Raw genomic sequence first — 15328 nt, forward strand, 5'->3', positions numbered from 1 at the left:
TGGAAATTGCCCGACTATGTAACACTGAATCCAATGAACGAAGAAGAGTTGATTGAACATTCGCAAAATATTTAAATATTATACATAGATAAAAACTTTATGCGACAACTATGTTGACAAACACCGAAAACCGTAAACACCAAAACCGTCTTAAGATCCTTAGTGATAGGATTCTTCAGGCGGTTTTTTTGTATTTTAATAATTTTGACAAATCCCAAGCAACGTGCTAATATATTGTTATTAGATATATCGTTATTAGATATGTTGATAGTAGATACAGTTGATCGGAAACTGCATACCTTTAGCCGGAAAACAATCGATGGAAAAGAGGGATCACGATGCCGAAAAAGCAGTTAAAACATCTAACGGAGCCGATGTACTATATTTTGCTGATTCTCAATTCCCCGAATCATGGGTATGGGATTATGCAAACCGTAGAAGAAATGACGGAGGGACACGTAAAAATAGGCGCAGGTACCCTTTACACCCTTCTATCCCGCTTTGAAAAGGAAGGGATTATCGAAGCCCTTCCCGAGGAAGATCGAAAAAAGAACTATGTGATTACGAAAAAGGGAAAAGAACTGTTGGAAGAAGAATTTCAACGGCTGAACCGTCTGGTAAAGGACGGCAGGGATATTTTGAGAGGGGGAGCGTAAATGCTTGGGACAAAGGACCGGGATAAGAATGGAAAGGGTGCCGGAGAAAAAAGACGGAGAAAGCGGGTATATTGGGGGTATTCCATATTGGATTATAAAGGAATGGAAGCCTACTTTGAAAAAATGGCCCGGGAAGGCTGGATGCTGGAAAAAATCGGGGAGCTTTGGGCTACTTTTTACCGGGAAACACCGAAGGATCTTCAGTTTACCATCGACGTTTTTGAAAGGAGCGGGATTCTTACACCGGAAGAGACAGAGGAGGCCAGGGAGTACCGGGAACTTTGTGAGAAGAACGGCTGGCATTTTGTCACCTCCATTAAGGAACTGCAAATATTTCATGCCCCGGCGAATGAGGATTTAACACCGATTCAGACCGATGAGGAGCTGGAGGAGAGCCTGGCTCGAAAAAAAGTATGGAAAAAGGATTTCTCAACGAGTATCATTGTTTTCCTTCTGACGGCGGTTTTGGTTATTATCACTCGGGTTCGACCGGCTTTTCAGATGGATGAGTATATGGGGAACATCATCTACTTTCTTTATCCATTGATGCTGATTCCCACAATGATCGCCCTTATACGCAGTCTGCTGTGGATCCGGAAGGTAAAGCGACAGGGTCTTCCGGAAAAGGAAGCGGAGACCTTTTTTACCGGTAGGAGAAGGAAGCTGCTGATTGATATAATCGCAGCACTGGTTACGGGATTTTTAATCCTGGGCGTCGTACTGGACACCCTTTATAATCCCCATGCAAATACTATCTCTTCAATATTTCCCGCGTTACTGGGGATCACCGCGGGGACGATCATTCGATTAACAATCCAAAAGAAAGGCAGGAATAAGGATGACGGCATCAGATTCGTGATTATCGGATTTTTGGTGATGTTTATGATTCTGGGGGGATTTAATTATTACCGGGAACGGCAAATAGAAAACAACATCGGGGACAGGGATCCGAACCTTATTGAAGAGATCCCCGAGGATATTACAACCTACTCCATTGAGGAAGTACTGGTTTTCACGGAGGAGAAGGCATTAAAACGAAGAACTTTCCCGGTGCTCGGACAGAGCTTTGCCGTGCCAAAGCACTATACACAGCATCAAACCTGGGAAGTGGAAGGTCGGAATTGGGAAATTACCATTAGAACCTACGAAACCCGAAATGCATGGGTTGCTGAAAGGATTGCAGAAGGATACCTGGATTTTCAAATGGGTGGTATCATTACCTGGTTTGGAGAAAACTGGCGGGACATGGAAGACTTAAGGGAAGCCTGGGACGTGGATGGGTTTTACATGACCGAAGGATACCCCGCCATATTAATGAAACAGGATACGCACCTTTGGATCATTGAAGGGAATTATAGGAGAGTGGATAATTATATCGAAGAAATAAAAGAACCGAATATGGAACGTCTTATTGAAGAGATCTTAGAAAAGCATCATTATCTTTTTTAGCATTACAGGACACTTCATTTCCAATTTAATGAAGAATTTATGAGAGCGCAGAAAGACCTAACCCTACAAGATCAGAAATCGAATACGCTAAGCGTACCGGAAAACCTGTTGATTATCTTGAAAAACTTTAGCCCTCACAACACTACAGGAATTAGCGAATTCCAGGTATTTCATTCTCTTAGGGTATTATGCCGGAGGATGAAATGACTGGATTTTTTGTGTGAATATTTCACGTTAAACTCAGAAATTTCGTCTTAGACGCCGATGTTTCTCGATTTCACCGAGTATGATCAGGATATGCTAATGTGTGATAACGCCATTGCTGACGGTGGTGCGGCTAGGGTGATGATTGTTCCATGGATAGCATTACCTTAAATAATTAATAAAAATACTGAAAACACTGAAAATATAATTGCTATCCATATTTGGTAATGATAAAATGAAATGGAATATTTTTATATTTATCATGTAATATATTTCACATAAAAATTAAGGAGGGTATGACAGGGAAAAGTAAAGAAACCGATGTACAAAAGATTGTGGTTTATAGTGGTGGCAGTGCTGGTGCTATTTATGGTATTCGGTTATCCAAGATGAAGGATATGAAATAGTTGATGTCAAGCTGAAAAGCATACAAAATCAAGGGATTGCCGGTTCCATGGAGGGCTTTCATAAATTCAATTTCTTATCATTTAGTTATCTTCAACACTGCTTGATCTGAGTATTTAAAGCTCATGGATGAGAATTTATAGAAAAGGGGGTGAATGTATGAAGGTAATTGCTATATTGCTAATGATCACCGGCGTTTTAGGAATTCTAATGGGATCTATGATGTATGGGGATATTAGTATAGCGGCTTTTATTGGCGCAGTATCTGCTTTGTTTTCCGGCATAGGCTTTTTTAAACTCAGTAAAAAATTAAATTAATACTTAGCAAGCATCATAATTACAACAAGGAAAACCGCATATAATAGATAATATGAGCATAGGGGGCTAATCAGTTTCCTATGCTATTTTTCAATAAGTTGCGATGAAAAATCAAAATAATAATTGTAAGTATTGTATAGCGTTTAAAAAGTATTTACTAAAAAACCGCTGGAAAATCCTTGCTTTATGAGAGCGTAATACTAAGGCTAGAGCAACTAATTGAATCAATTGCATCAGGGTTCGATAAGATTGTACCACCTTGTAAAATTGTAGAAAGTAGTAAAAATAAAGGCGTTAACGATTTGCCTGTTGTATAAGTTGGACTAAAGATGATTTCTAAATCCAATGATCAGAAGCTGGGGTTATTTGCTGTTATGATTTTTGTATATCGAGGGAGGGATTATGATGTTTTGCACAAATTGTAACAATAAAGTGTCTGTTGATGATAAATTCTGTAATAATTGCGGATCCAAATTAATTGAAGCAGACGAAAATGGCTCCTCAGAGATTTGTCCTTCCTGTAGAACTCCTAATCCGAAGGGAAGTAGATACTGTGTTAATTGTGAGGATAGAATATCCGATACTCCAGCAACTCCTAAGTCAGGAAAGGGAAATGAGATTGGTCCGGATAAAGAGGAAACCCATAAAACAAATTCGGTTAGAGAAAGAAAGAACTACAAAGTTATAATATTTTGGAGTTTGGTTGCATTATTTATTATTGGGGCTCCTATAGATGTTAAAATCCTTATTAGTTTCTTAGTATGTATCATTGGTGGGATAAGCATTTTAAAACCTATGAGATTTATAGGCATAAATACCAGAGGGAAAGGAGTAATTATAGCAGGTATAGGGGTTGTTGTTTTGTTTGTAAGCGCAGCTCAACTGCCGCCAGATCTTGCTACAACTCACGATATGGAGATCAGCATAGCTGATTATAAAGCTCAAAGCAATACAATACCCTATGAAGACTTAATTAGGGAAACGGATAAATATGTTGGTGAAATAGTACATTATACCGGAGAAGTTGTTGAAGTACAAGAATTGCGGAATAATGTCTATCTCCGAGTGAATGTAACAAAAGGTGATTTTGGGTTTTATACCGACACGATTTGGGTCAACTATATATTTGAAGAGGGCGAAAAAAGAATCATTGAAGATGATATGGTCAATTTATGGGGGGAGATAAAAGGAAGAAAAACCTACACCGCAGTATTAGGCAATAGAATTACGATTCCGGAAATTAATGCAAGGAAGGTGGAACTTACAAGTGACTAATCGTTAAACCTTGTTATAAAGTCATACAAAGAAGTGATTGAGGTATTTTGAACTCATACGTTAAAGGTGGCTGAATATAATCAAATTAACAAGGGAAGATCATCTAAAGAAAAAAAATAGTAACATTTAAGGGAAAACTCATTAAGACTCCTAGATTTTAAACCTGCAAATTATTATTTTGTAGGTTTTTCATAAAAACTTTACATCACTGACATCATCATGTCAGTAATGTAGTGTTATCCTAAACGAAAACCGTAAGGAGGATAACTAATGAAAAAAATAAAACTATGTCAGAACTCTTTCGTAATGGACATTTCTTCTATTCGAACATCATCACGGCAATGATATTACGAATATTTTTGTGATTCCCTATTTCATGGGTTTTATCGACTTTAAAAAGATGTCACCTATTATAGGGATATCGGTGTCCTGAAGTATTTTGAGGGGGATAACCTCGTTTATGACCGGATCAATAAAAGCTATTATTTAAAGTGGAATCCGATTTTAAAAGAGAATTAAGGAGGTGATTTGATATGAAAGGGACAACCTATATTAAAGGTAAGCAACGAATGTGGGCCAGAAGCAGAGGAATGAAACTACAGGGGAGCCAGGGTAATAGGGGCGAGAAGAATTATGTAATGGATCTAAAGGAGAATTTTTTCGAGGATCCTATGGACGAACACCGGAAAGAGATCGAAGCTGGTGATGGTGGGGAGTTTAAAGATTCAGGTAAACAGGTGGCGAAAGCAAAGGCGCTTCACTCATCCTCGGTGTTGTGCATCAATCTTTTTCACTACTGGAGTCGAAAAAAGGAGCTGAATAAGCTTTGCCATGCCTTAGGGCTGTGTAATAAAGGATCTATCTCGGGAAGAAAATTATATTTTGAAAAGAAGCTTTCCATACTTGAAACAAAAGGAAACACTCCGAATTTGGATGTGGTGATTGAAAATACTGACAAGACACAATATAAAGCGTATGGGATAGAGAGTAAATTTTCCGAGCCTTTTTCCAAGAGGGAGGATAAAAAGAGTCATTCGGAAAGCTTATCCAGCTATCTCCAAGACACATCGATTTGGAAAGGACTACCGCATCTGAAGACTCTTAGCGAATCAGACCTGCTGGATGAAGAGTATCAGTACCTGGATCTGCCCCAAGTGGTAAAACATATTCTCGGGTTAAAGCGAAAATACGGTAAAAGGGGATTTCGTCTGCTGTATCTTTGGTATGATGTACCGGGAGTAGAGGGGTGGCAGCATCGCAGAGAAGTTGAAAAGTTTATCAAGCATGCTAAGGAAGATCAGCTGAAGGTGACGGCAATCACCTATCAAGAGGTATTTACAAGGTTGTTAGAGCATTATATGGAGAGGAATGAAGAGTACATGAAGTATTTATCGGATAGGTATTTTTAAGGGAAGGAGTGAATAAGTGGAAGAACCGTCCTCACATGAGCTAAGAATGCAAGCGTCATTATGAGAGCATAGAGTACTGGTGTAAATCTGATGTTATTTAATTGTTCAATAACATGTATAGAGCAAGGCCAGCTTATAAATGGTTGTTATTGATTGAAAACCAAACAAAAGGATTGTTATACCGCCAAGCACGACCTTAAGACTTGAGCGTTCAGCGAACATAAAGTCCTTATCATGAAGAACCTCACAATGATACAGTTCTTTTTATGAGACCTAGGAATATTATAAAGAAATAGATAAAGGAGTGTTGACTATTATGGAGAGAAATTATTGGTTACATCGAATTTCTCATTGTGGTGAAGTTGCGAGCAAACTATTGAAAAACGGAGTTCTGTCTATCGGTTTTTCAAACGTGTCCAGTGAATATTTCATTGCAGAAAGCAGTAGCAGTTGGAGTAACTTTGAAAAACTGATCGAAGCAGAATGGGGACCCAAAATGAGATCCAGACACTCCCTTTGGAGGTTTGTTTCAGAGATGAGAAAAGGGGATTATGTTGTAGTACCTCGCCCGAAAAGATTTTCTGTATATAAAATCATCGATGATAGATGTTTTTCACGAGAGGATCTAAAAGAAGATGATCTAATAAATATAAAGGAGGAAGAACGTCATCGATTACGCAACAGTGAGAACAGGATAGATTTGGGCTTCTTTCGACGTGTTGAAAAAATTGAGACAGATATCCCTAGAAAAGAGTATGCAGACTCCCAGTTAACAGCAAGGCTTAAAATACGACCGACCAATTCAAAGATTACTAAGCTGAGCGAGAATGTAGATCGTGCAATGGATAATTTCAAAGCAAGAAAACCGATTAACATCCGGAGCCAAATACAAGAAAAAATTGCAGAGGAAACATTAGCGACCATAAAAGAATATTTGAATCCTGATAAATTTGAAAAGCTTGTACAATGGTACTTTAGAAAAGCAGGCGCAACGGAAGTGTTTATTCCAGCCAAGAATGAGAAAGATAAAGAAGGTGATGCTGATATCATAGCAACCTTTGAGCCAATTAAAACCATTTATTATGTACAGGTAAAATATCATCAAGGTACAACATCAAATTATGCAATGAACCAAATACAAGATTATTTAACCAATAAAGAAGTAGATGATGACGGAAATTCCAAAATTGCATGGGTGATTACAACTGCAGACAATTTAGAGGACCCTTCCGATGAAGAAACAAAAGATAATAGTGTACAGGTAATCAAAGGAAGAGAATTTACTGAAATGTTATTGGATGTGGGGCTGTCTAACCTGGATGAAGTACTGTAAAGAAAGGATAAATTACCAAAAACAATTGGGATGTCTATCTTGGGCTAGACCACCAAGTGTTGTTTTTTATCAGACAAGGATGTAAAAATAAGGTATAAAAAAATAAATAAATAATTTATGGAATATGCAGGAAAATCTATCCTCTATAGCGAATACTAAATATGATACAGAAAATATTTATGTAGTTATAAAAGAAAGTCGGATTGAAACAGAATAAAGGAGGGATTGATTTGAAAGTTCGCTTTAACCAGTGGAATATTGGAGGTAAAATAATTTTCATTGCAACCGGTCTAGCCGTATTATCATTGTTTATGAGTTGGGTGGATCTTGGTATTATAACTGCATCCGGGTTTCAACAGGACGGCTATTTACTATTATTATTATACATTTATCCGGTGTATAAGCTTCTTAAAGATCGCCCTATGAAGAAAGTTGTCGGTGCAATATTAAGTATGTTAGCAGTAATAAGTGCAATAGGTTTTATGCTTTCAAAGTCCGTGGATTTTTATGGAACGACTGTTAACGGTGCAGGGGCAGGGCTCTATCTCTTTGTAATTGCATCCATTTTGCTTACCGTTGGGGTTATTAAATATGACACAGTTGATGAAAATATAGTCGAGGTGACAGAGGTTTAATATAAACATGTTATAAAAATATAATTATGGGAGGAAGAAAAATGCGAAGATTACTTCTAGTTATGCTGTTGGTACTAATGATGATTGTTCCAGGCTGTAGTGAGTCAAATGATCATGAAGATGCTACTGCGGGTGAAGAAACAGAAGATTCAAATGAAGAAGGGGAATCAATAGATGAAGATGAGCCAATTGATGAAGAGGATGAGGGAGAGGCCGGCGAGTTTGAGACTGCCGTCGGAGAAACCGTATCAAATGAAAGCGGAGATTTTACATTAATCAATAGAGCCAGTGATATACCGACTCAAGAAGATGGACCGATTGTATTAAACATTCCCCAAGTGAATACAGCCTATGCGGAACTAAAGGGAGAGATGGTAGATTATTTAGAACGGGATAGTATGCATTATATTCAAATCGATATGGAGGTAGAAAACACATCAAGCGAGACCATAGAGTTTTATGCATCTCAAGCTACTATTACAACTAATACCGGAGAACAGTTGGAGTCGGACTTTTGGCTGTCGGATCATATTGAAGGAACTTATATCGGGGAGGTAAGAAAGTCCGGGTCACAGTTTTTTATTTTAGAAAACTCTGAGGCCGAGGATATTGAATGGGTACGAATTATAATTAGTGGCCCGACAGATGAAGACTGGGAAACCCTCGGAGAAGGAATGGATTTTAAGGTTGAATTTTAAATGAAGAAATAATGAAGTAATAGCTCTTCTATGCTTGAAAATACCTGTAAGGTCTAAAAAAGTAGAAGAATAAGTTCCTATAAGAAAAAACCTCCTCAAGGTTCTGTGAACAGTCCTGAGAGAACATCTATCGGGGACGTCAGGTTGCGTAAAAACAAAATCATTAAAACTTAGCATTACCACCCTTTATTCAGGAACTGATGGCAGGCAAGATTAAAGAAACCGGTGAAATCTCCGTGACGGATCCGGATGCTCGGCGTATGAATGGGAGGTTGTATTTTTAAAGTTATTCAATAAATTAAAGTCTCATCATTATGAATCAAAGCTCTTTTTCGGTGGATATTCCAGGGGAAATGATCCTTGACCGGCCTTTTCCTTACGGCATCAAAGCCTTCAATGGCAGCCTGCTGTTTGCAGGGGTGGTGGAAATTCCAGCAGAAAACCCCAATTAATGGTATAATAGAGTAAGTACCCATTGAATCCCTCCGTGCAGTATGGATGAGTACGGGGGAGCTTTTATTTTCATGGAGTTGAGGGATATGATTTAAATGGAGGCAAAACTATGAACAGCCAAACAGCACCATTATCGAAAAAATCGATGATCCCCAAAGGGCTCTTGGTGGCCATCGGAGGGAAGGAAGACAAGGAAAACGATCTGCAGATCCTATCCACTGTCATGTCTCTTGTCAACAAAGAGAAGAAAAAAATCGAAATCATTACAACTGCAAGTCAACACCCCAAAGAGGTGGGCAGTGATTATTACAGAATATTTACAAAGGACCCCAATCACACAGTGGGATTATTGCATATCTCCACAAGGGAACAGGCGGCCGACGTCAGCTTTTTGGAACGAATCTCCGAGGCTGACGTTATTTTTTTTACCGGAGGGGATCAGTTGAGGATTACCAGTATTTTAGGGGGCTCTCCCATTGAAGGGGAAATACTTCGGAGATACAGGGAGGAGTTTTGCATCATTGCCGGCACCAGCGCCGGAGCCAGTGCAATGTCCAAGACCATGATTAACGGCGGAGACAGCAGGGAAGCTCTTCGAAAGGGAACCATTAGTGTTTCCAGCGGAATCGGTCTGGTTGATAATGCCATCATCGATACCCACTTTGTGGAGCGGGGACGCTTCAGCCGCTTAATGCAGACGGTCAGTATGAATCCCAGAAATACCGGTATTGGACTGGGAGAGGATTCCGGTATCGTGATTGAGGAGGGCTGTATTTTAAAAGCCATCGGAGGGGGCATCACGGTGATTCTGGATGGACAGAATCTTAAATACACCAACGTTGCAAACATCAACTCCGATGAGTCCATCGCCATTGAGAATCTGGTGATTCACACCATTGTTGATGGCTATGGCTATGATCTGTGCAGGAAAAGGTATCTAAAACCCGATGACCTGAGAAGGATGCATCTGGGTGAAAGCGAGGAGAATACCAATGAAAATAATTGAAATGAGAGCCATTCGCGGACCCAATTACTACAGCAGGCATCCGGTGATCTTTATGAGGCTGGATCTCGGGGAGCTTGAAGAAAAGCCGACAGACAAGATTCCCGGATTTAAAGACAATCTGGCTATGATGATGCCCAGTTTACAACAGCATAAATGCTCGCCGGGAAGGGTGGGGGGATTTTACGAACGACTGATCCGGGGAACCTGGGCCGGTCATGTGCTCGAGCATGTGGCCTTGGAGCTTCAATGCCTTTCCGGCCATGAAGTGGCCTTCGGGAAAACCTTTAATACCGATGATTATGGAATCTATAATCTTGTATACCGCTATGTGGACGAAAAAACCGGTATGCGGGCAGGTGAAATGGCCTTTCATATCGTGGAAAATCTGTTTAAGGGAATTAAAACCGATGTAAAGCCTTTGATCATCGATCTTAAGGAAATCGCGGAAACGTCTCTGCTGGGGCCATCAACCCAATCAATCGTCAACGAAGCAACCAAAAAAGGAATCTCTCATCTCCGGCTTAATGAGGAGAGCTATGTGCAGCTGGGGCAGGGAGTTCATCAACGAAGAATCCAGGCAACAATGATGGATAATACTTCGGCCCTTGGGGTCGAGATCGCCGATGACAAGGAGAGTACGAAAAAGCTCCTGTCCTCCATGGGTATACCCATCCCTGAAGGACTCTCTGTGGAAACTGTGGAAGAAGCCCTGCAGGCTGCGGATGAGATCGGATACCCGGTTGTTGTAAAGCCTCTGGTGGGAAACCATGGGCGGGGAATCACCGTGAATATCACAAACAGGGAAGAACTGAAGCTCGCCTTTGAAATCGCAGACAAAATTTGTGAGACCTCTCTGGTGGAAAAGTATCTGGAGGGATTCGATTACCGGATTCTTGTCATTGACGGAAAATTTGTAGCGGCAGCCCTCAGGGAGCCCGCCTATGTCATTGGTAACGGAACAAGCTCCATAGGGGATCTGATCGATGAGATCAATAAAGACCCTGACCGGGGGATCGGGCATGAGAAAAGCCTCACCAGGATTAAGATTGATTATATGACAGAGCGGCTCTTGGCTGTCCGAAAATTGAGTGTAAACAGTATTCCCGCTGATGGGGAAAAAATCTATATTAAATCCACAGCCAATATCAGTGCCGGTGGTACAGCCCTTGATGTGACGGAAAACGTCCACCCCTTGAACCGGCTGATGGCAGAGCGGATTTCCAGAATTGTGGGGCTGAATGTCATCGGGATTGATCTTATCGCCGATACCCTGGCAAAGCCTTTTCAGAGGGAGTCTTCCGGAGTGGTTGAAGTGAATGCCGCACCGGGATTCAGAATGCATTTAAATCCCACAACGGGAACACCCAGAAACATTGCGGCCAATGTGATCGATATGCTGTTTCCGCCGGGAGCAGCTTATGCCATTCCCATTGTTGCAGTCACCGGAACCAACGGAAAAACCACAACCACCCGGCTGATTTCTCATATTTTGGGACTGAACGGATGCACCGTTGGTATGACATCGACGGATGCGGTCATCATCGACAATATTCCCATCCTCCAAGGGGACTACAGCGGTCCTGAAGGCGCACAGAAGGTCATGATGGACTCCACCATTGATCATGCGGTGTTTGAAGTGGCAAGAGGAGGAATTCTCCGTCGCGGTCTCGGGTTTAAGGAAAGTGACGTGGGGATTCTTCTTAATATCTCCTCCGACCATCTTGGTGAGGGAGGAATTGACACCCTGGAAGAATTGGCCCGATTAAAGTCCACAGTGACTGAAGCGGTGAAACCCACGGGATACTCGGTCTTCAATGCTGACGATGCCCTGGTTCTCTCCTGCCTGGATAAAGGCAAAGGGCAGCCGGTGTTATTCTCAAAAGATCCGGAGCATCCTGCACTGAAAAAAAATTATGACCAGGGAAATCTGAATGTCACCGTTCAGGAGGGGACTGTGATTATTCAAAAGAAGGGATGGACATCAACCGTGGCAAGTGTGGCTGAGATCCCCATCACCTTCGACGGGAAAGCGGGATTTAATGTTGAGAATGTTATGGCAGCAGTGGCAGCCACCGCTGCACTGGGACTCAATGAAACCCAGGTCAGGGCCGGACTTGTGAGCTTCAGCCCATCCATCGGTCAGACTCCGGGACGAATGAATGTCATCGAAATGGGTGATTTTAAAGTTGTCGTTGATTACGGTCATAACATCGGAGCAATCACCGCCACTGCGGACTTTATCAAAGGCCTGATGCCGGGCAGAAAAATCCGGATGACATCCGGGGTTGGAAACCGGAGAGGAGACGATATTCTGGAGTTTGGAGAAACCCTGTCACGTTACTACGATCATATTGTTCTTTGTGATGCGGACCCCCGAGAGCGAATCCCAGGGGAGACCGCCCGAATTGTGAAAGAGGGACTCTTAAAGGGCGGATTTGAACCGGAGATGGTGACAGTGGTGCTCGATGAAATCGAAGCCACGAAATCAGCACTGGAGATGGCGGGAAAAGGTGATCTTGTGGTCCTGCAGGCAGACAATGTGGCCCGGGTGATAAAAGACGTTCTAGAGTATAAAGCAAAACTGGCAGGTTCCAGATCCTGATCGATTATAAAGTTTTATAGAATGAAGTAAGTATTGGTCGCAATAGGTTCCATTAGAGGGAATTAATGAATAAGTCAATTAATGCGTTTATTGTTGTAATGAAGTACAACAGAACCGTCAGACTGCGTAAAAACAAATGAATAAATCGACAATAGAAACACTCTATAACGCTCTATTATCAATGGTTATATGATATAATAGAAAGAAAAACGAGGTGGTTGGATGGCAAAGAGCGTTTTACCTATGATCCAACATATGTTACAGGGACGGTTTTGTGAGGTAGCAATACAAACGTTGGATACAGCCCCCTCTCTTCGGGCAGATACCCGATTTGATGTTCCTGTACCTTAAAGGGCTTTCCGTCCAGCAAAATCTCCCCTTGGTTTTGTTTATATAAATTCATTAAAATTCGAAGGGTGGTGGTTTTTCCCGCCCCGTTTCTTCCCAAAAATCCCAGGGCCTTACCGCTTTCCACTTCAAAACTTATGCCGTGGAGCACCTGGCTGTCTCCGAAGCTTTTGTATAAATTTTTGATTTCCAAATGCATTCCTTTGCCTCCTTTGCCTATCTGTTTTACTCTAGTAATCATAGTCTATTTTTTAAAGATATCCCTCCGTCACAGGATTTTTTTCCTCCGCCTTAAGACGGATGTCCGGAGGACAGGGGGAAGATTTGAGACAGGACACTACTCTAATCCCTTAGCCTATTTTTTGTTACGAAGAAGGAGCTAACCGCCCTAGTTGATGGGATTGCCCCACTATTATGGTCTAACAAACCAAGTTTTTGTCAATTAATTAACTATCTTTGCATATACATGCTAATTTCGGGTATAACCAAAATAGACTTTCAGTTTTATTATTACCTCAAGGGAAATATCAGTCCGAAACATGGAAGCGATATAATTCAGGGAGGGAATTTTATGAAAAACTATATTTTAGCGGCTATCGTTTTAGCGGTCGTCAGTATCGTGTTATTAATCTTTCTGGTATCGGACCCAACAGATCCCACAGATGTTGATGTCACCCATGATTATGAAGACGGAACCTACCGGGGGATCTATGAGGATCAAGGAAATCAGCAAATCAGTATTCAATTTGATTTAGAAAATGGACTTTTTACCGACATGAGTTATCGAAAACTGTTCTATAGGGACAATGATTATCTTGATGCAGAACCCGGTGATACCTTTTACCCTATCCGATCTCAACATGAACAGGCCTTAGAGCATTTAACCGGAAGGAGTCCCGACGACATTGATGATCTTTACCGTCCGGGAGATATCCTCGATGATTATGAAGGGTTCAGTGGAGCAACCGTAAGAGGCACCAAAATTCGTTCAGCCATACAGGATGGACTGAACCGTAGGATATACTCCCCGGCTAATGACGACTTTAGTAGAGAGATCGGCGAATATGACGACGGAACTTACCGTGGATTCTTTTCAGACGCCGGAGACCAGCAACTAAACATTGAATTCGATCTAATCAACAACAATCTTCAGAACTTAAACTATCGCCATCTTTACTATGCAGGAAACTATTACCTTCAGGCAGAGGAAGGTGACAGCATCTATCCCATCAAACTTCAACATGAACAGGTTTTAGACCATCTTGAGAGCAGTGAACTTTCTACTATTTTTGATCTTCATGATCCCGGCCCCGGAGAGCTTGTTGAGGATATTGACGGTTTTACCGGTGCCACCCTTCGGGCAAGTAAGATTTTCTCTTCAATGATCGATGCCCTTAATCGTGGATTATATCAGCCTGCCGACGAGGACTATGACCGCGAAATTGATGATTACCCCACCGGAAGATACCGCGGGGTTTACGGTGAAAGAGGTCAACAGCAGGTCAGTATTCAGTTTTATGTAATGGATGGCGAGTTTACTGATCTGACCTACCGCCATTTGGAATATGGTGACACCTATTACCACGAGTTGGAAGAGGGAGATGAACAGTACCCTGTGGCGGTACAATACGAATATGTATTGGCTTATCTGGATGGTAAACCTTTGGATGCCCTGTTTGATCTTTATTACCCTGAGGAGTTTATCGAAGATATCGATGTCTACACCGGAGCCACCCTTAGGGCAAACAAAGTATTGTCCGCAATCAAAGACGGATTCAACCGCGGAATATACTAAATCATATGGGCCAATAACACTAAAGCACATAGAACCACAAAAGTAGAAGGGGGACAGGGGGACGGAGTAACTGTCCTCCTGCTTTTATGCTTGAAATTTATCTTGTCCTTTCCTCATAGTCTTGAATCTTCCAAATCCTGTCAATTTTTAGAGGTTCCAGTTCCATGGCGTTGGTTCCACTAGATGAGAGGTGCATTACAATCCTCCTATGCAAAAAAAGTTGAAAAAGAAAAAACGAAACCGGTAGAAAATCGAAAAGAAATCAAAAGCAATGAACTCGAAGCACCCTCCAGAGAAAAGCCTTATGTGAACTATCACTTTTTGGATGCCCTTTTCAAATCCATGAAGCAGCAGGATTACCGGGCTCTTCCCACACAAACCAGCCAGGGGATCATGAAAACCGTATTCCAAAACTGAAAATCTTTTTATGGCTCCTTAAGAGAAGATAAGATCGCCCCCGGTAAGTTTAAAGCAAGACCCAATATTCCGTATGTTACAAGGGACGGTTTTGTGATATTGCAATAAAAAGGTATAGAGCATCTAATCGTTTAGTTTTTTTATGTTTATAGAATAGAGGGATGGTTACAGTCATTATGTGAAAAACTCACAACAGAACCGTCAGGTTGCGTAAAAACAAATCAATAAAACATTAGTATTACCACCCTGAAATCCTGTATTATCAATGGTTATATGATATAATAGAAAGAAAACGAGGTGGTTCGATGTCCCGCTATATTCAAGG

Annotated in this window: 14 protein-coding genes; 13 read left to right on the forward strand and 1 reads right to left on the reverse strand. The window is 41.3% G+C overall.

The window, feature by feature from the left end:
* The first annotated feature begins 338 nt into the window (after positions 1–338).
* The 11 genes from ISALK_RS14050 to cphA all read left to right on the forward strand — a co-directional run bounded on the left by ISALK_RS14050 (position 339) and on the right by cphA (position 12443).
* Positions 339–656: a PadR family transcriptional regulator gene (locus tag ISALK_RS14050; RefSeq protein ID WP_160723392.1), complete on the forward strand. Its 318-nt coding sequence runs from the start codon at positions 339–341 to the stop codon at positions 654–656.
* Positions 657–2105 (forward strand): DUF2812 domain-containing protein, encoded by a 1449-nt coding sequence (locus tag ISALK_RS14055; RefSeq protein WP_160723394.1) that lies wholly within the window; start codon positions 657–659, stop codon positions 2103–2105.
* Positions 2106–2873: 768 nt separating this feature from the next.
* Positions 2874–3032: a hypothetical protein gene (locus tag ISALK_RS14955; RefSeq protein WP_201756925.1), complete on the forward strand. Its 159-nt coding sequence runs from the start codon at positions 2874–2876 to the stop codon at positions 3030–3032.
* 405 nt (positions 3033–3437) lie between these two features.
* Positions 3438–4307, forward strand: a complete 870-nt coding sequence (locus ISALK_RS14060; protein ID WP_160723396.1) for a zinc ribbon domain-containing protein — start codon at positions 3438–3440, stop codon at positions 4305–4307.
* Between the two features lie 533 nt (positions 4308–4840).
* Positions 4841–5716: a PGN_0703 family putative restriction endonuclease gene (locus ISALK_RS14065; RefSeq protein WP_160723398.1), complete on the forward strand. Its 876-nt coding sequence runs from the start codon at positions 4841–4843 to the stop codon at positions 5714–5716.
* 316 nt (positions 5717–6032) lie between these two features.
* Positions 6033–7049, forward strand: a complete 1017-nt coding sequence (locus ISALK_RS14070; protein WP_160723400.1) for a restriction endonuclease — start codon at positions 6033–6035, stop codon at positions 7047–7049.
* A 230-nt stretch (positions 7050–7279) separates the two neighbouring features.
* Positions 7280–7684, forward strand: coding sequence for a hypothetical protein (locus ISALK_RS14075; RefSeq protein WP_160723403.1), 405 nt, complete (start codon positions 7280–7282; stop codon positions 7682–7684).
* 41 nt (positions 7685–7725) lie between these two features.
* The gene (locus ISALK_RS14080) at positions 7726–8382 is read left to right on the forward strand and encodes a hypothetical protein (protein ID WP_160723405.1); all 657 of its coding nucleotides are present in this window, start codon (positions 7726–7728) and stop codon (positions 8380–8382) included.
* A 314-nt stretch (positions 8383–8696) separates the two neighbouring features.
* Complete coding sequence (locus ISALK_RS14085; RefSeq protein ID WP_160723407.1) at positions 8697–8834, forward strand: hypothetical protein; 138 nt, start codon at positions 8697–8699, stop codon at positions 8832–8834.
* Between the two features lie 110 nt (positions 8835–8944).
* Positions 8945–9841 (forward strand): cyanophycinase, encoded by an 897-nt coding sequence (locus ISALK_RS14090; protein WP_160723409.1) that lies wholly within the window; start codon positions 8945–8947, stop codon positions 9839–9841.
* Positions 9828–12443, forward strand: coding sequence for a cyanophycin synthetase (cphA, locus tag ISALK_RS14095; protein WP_160723411.1), 2616 nt, complete (start codon positions 9828–9830; stop codon positions 12441–12443). Before ISALK_RS14090 ends, cphA begins: the two co-directional genes overlap by 14 nt.
* A 241-nt stretch (positions 12444–12684) precedes the next feature.
* Here the strand turns inward: cphA and ISALK_RS14100 are convergent, their stop codons facing one another.
* Positions 12685–12990, reverse strand: a complete 306-nt coding sequence (locus ISALK_RS14100) for an ATP-binding cassette domain-containing protein (protein WP_160723413.1) — start codon at positions 12988–12990, stop codon at positions 12685–12687.
* 372 nt (positions 12991–13362) lie between these two features.
* On the opposite strand from ISALK_RS14100, the gene ISALK_RS14105 reads away from it, so the two are divergent.
* Together ISALK_RS14105 and ISALK_RS14110 are read left to right on the forward strand one after the other, a co-directional pair.
* Positions 13363–14586, forward strand: coding sequence for an FMN-binding protein (locus ISALK_RS14105; RefSeq protein ID WP_160723415.1), 1224 nt, complete (start codon positions 13363–13365; stop codon positions 14584–14586).
* Between the two features lie 183 nt (positions 14587–14769).
* Entirely contained in the window at positions 14770–15003 is a 234-nt protein-coding gene (locus ISALK_RS14110; RefSeq protein ID WP_201756926.1) for a hypothetical protein, read from the forward strand.
* The last annotated feature ends 325 nt before the right edge of the window (positions 15004–15328 follow it).

The organism is Isachenkonia alkalipeptolytica, from assembly GCF_009910325.1.
In the GTDB taxonomy this organism is placed as follows: domain Bacteria; phylum Bacillota; class Clostridia; order Peptostreptococcales; family T1SED10-28; genus Isachenkonia; species Isachenkonia alkalipeptolytica.

Bases quoted from the DNA above. Each gene is read 5' to 3' on its own strand.
- ISALK_RS14050 (WP_160723392.1), top strand. From the start codon at position 339: ATGCCGAAAAAGCAGTTAAAACATCTAACGGAGCCGATGTACTATATT.
- ISALK_RS14055 (WP_160723394.1), top strand. From the start codon at position 657: ATGCTTGGGACAAAGGACCGGGATAAGAATGGAAAGGGTGCCGGAGAA.
- ISALK_RS14955 (WP_201756925.1), top strand. From the start codon at position 2,874: ATGAAGGTAATTGCTATATTGCTAATGATCACCGGCGTTTTAGGAATT.
- ISALK_RS14060 (WP_160723396.1), top strand. From the start codon at position 3,438: ATGTTTTGCACAAATTGTAACAATAAAGTGTCTGTTGATGATAAATTC.
- ISALK_RS14065 (WP_160723398.1), top strand. From the start codon at position 4,841: ATGAAAGGGACAACCTATATTAAAGGTAAGCAACGAATGTGGGCCAGA.
- ISALK_RS14070 (WP_160723400.1), top strand. From the start codon at position 6,033: ATGGAGAGAAATTATTGGTTACATCGAATTTCTCATTGTGGTGAAGTT.
- ISALK_RS14080 (WP_160723405.1), top strand. From the start codon at position 7,726: ATGCGAAGATTACTTCTAGTTATGCTGTTGGTACTAATGATGATTGTT.
- ISALK_RS14085 (WP_160723407.1), top strand. From the start codon at position 8,697: ATGAATCAAAGCTCTTTTTCGGTGGATATTCCAGGGGAAATGATCCTT.
- ISALK_RS14090 (WP_160723409.1), top strand. From the start codon at position 8,945: ATGAACAGCCAAACAGCACCATTATCGAAAAAATCGATGATCCCCAAA.
- cphA (WP_160723411.1), top strand. From the start codon at position 9,828: ATGAAAATAATTGAAATGAGAGCCATTCGCGGACCCAATTACTACAGC.
- ISALK_RS14100 (WP_160723413.1), bottom strand. From the start codon at position 12,990: ATGCATTTGGAAATCAAAAATTTATACAAAAGCTTCGGAGACAGCCAG.
- ISALK_RS14105 (WP_160723415.1), top strand. From the start codon at position 13,363: ATGAAAAACTATATTTTAGCGGCTATCGTTTTAGCGGTCGTCAGTATC.
- ISALK_RS14110 (WP_201756926.1), top strand. From the start codon at position 14,770: ATGAGAGGTGCATTACAATCCTCCTATGCAAAAAAAGTTGAAAAAGAA.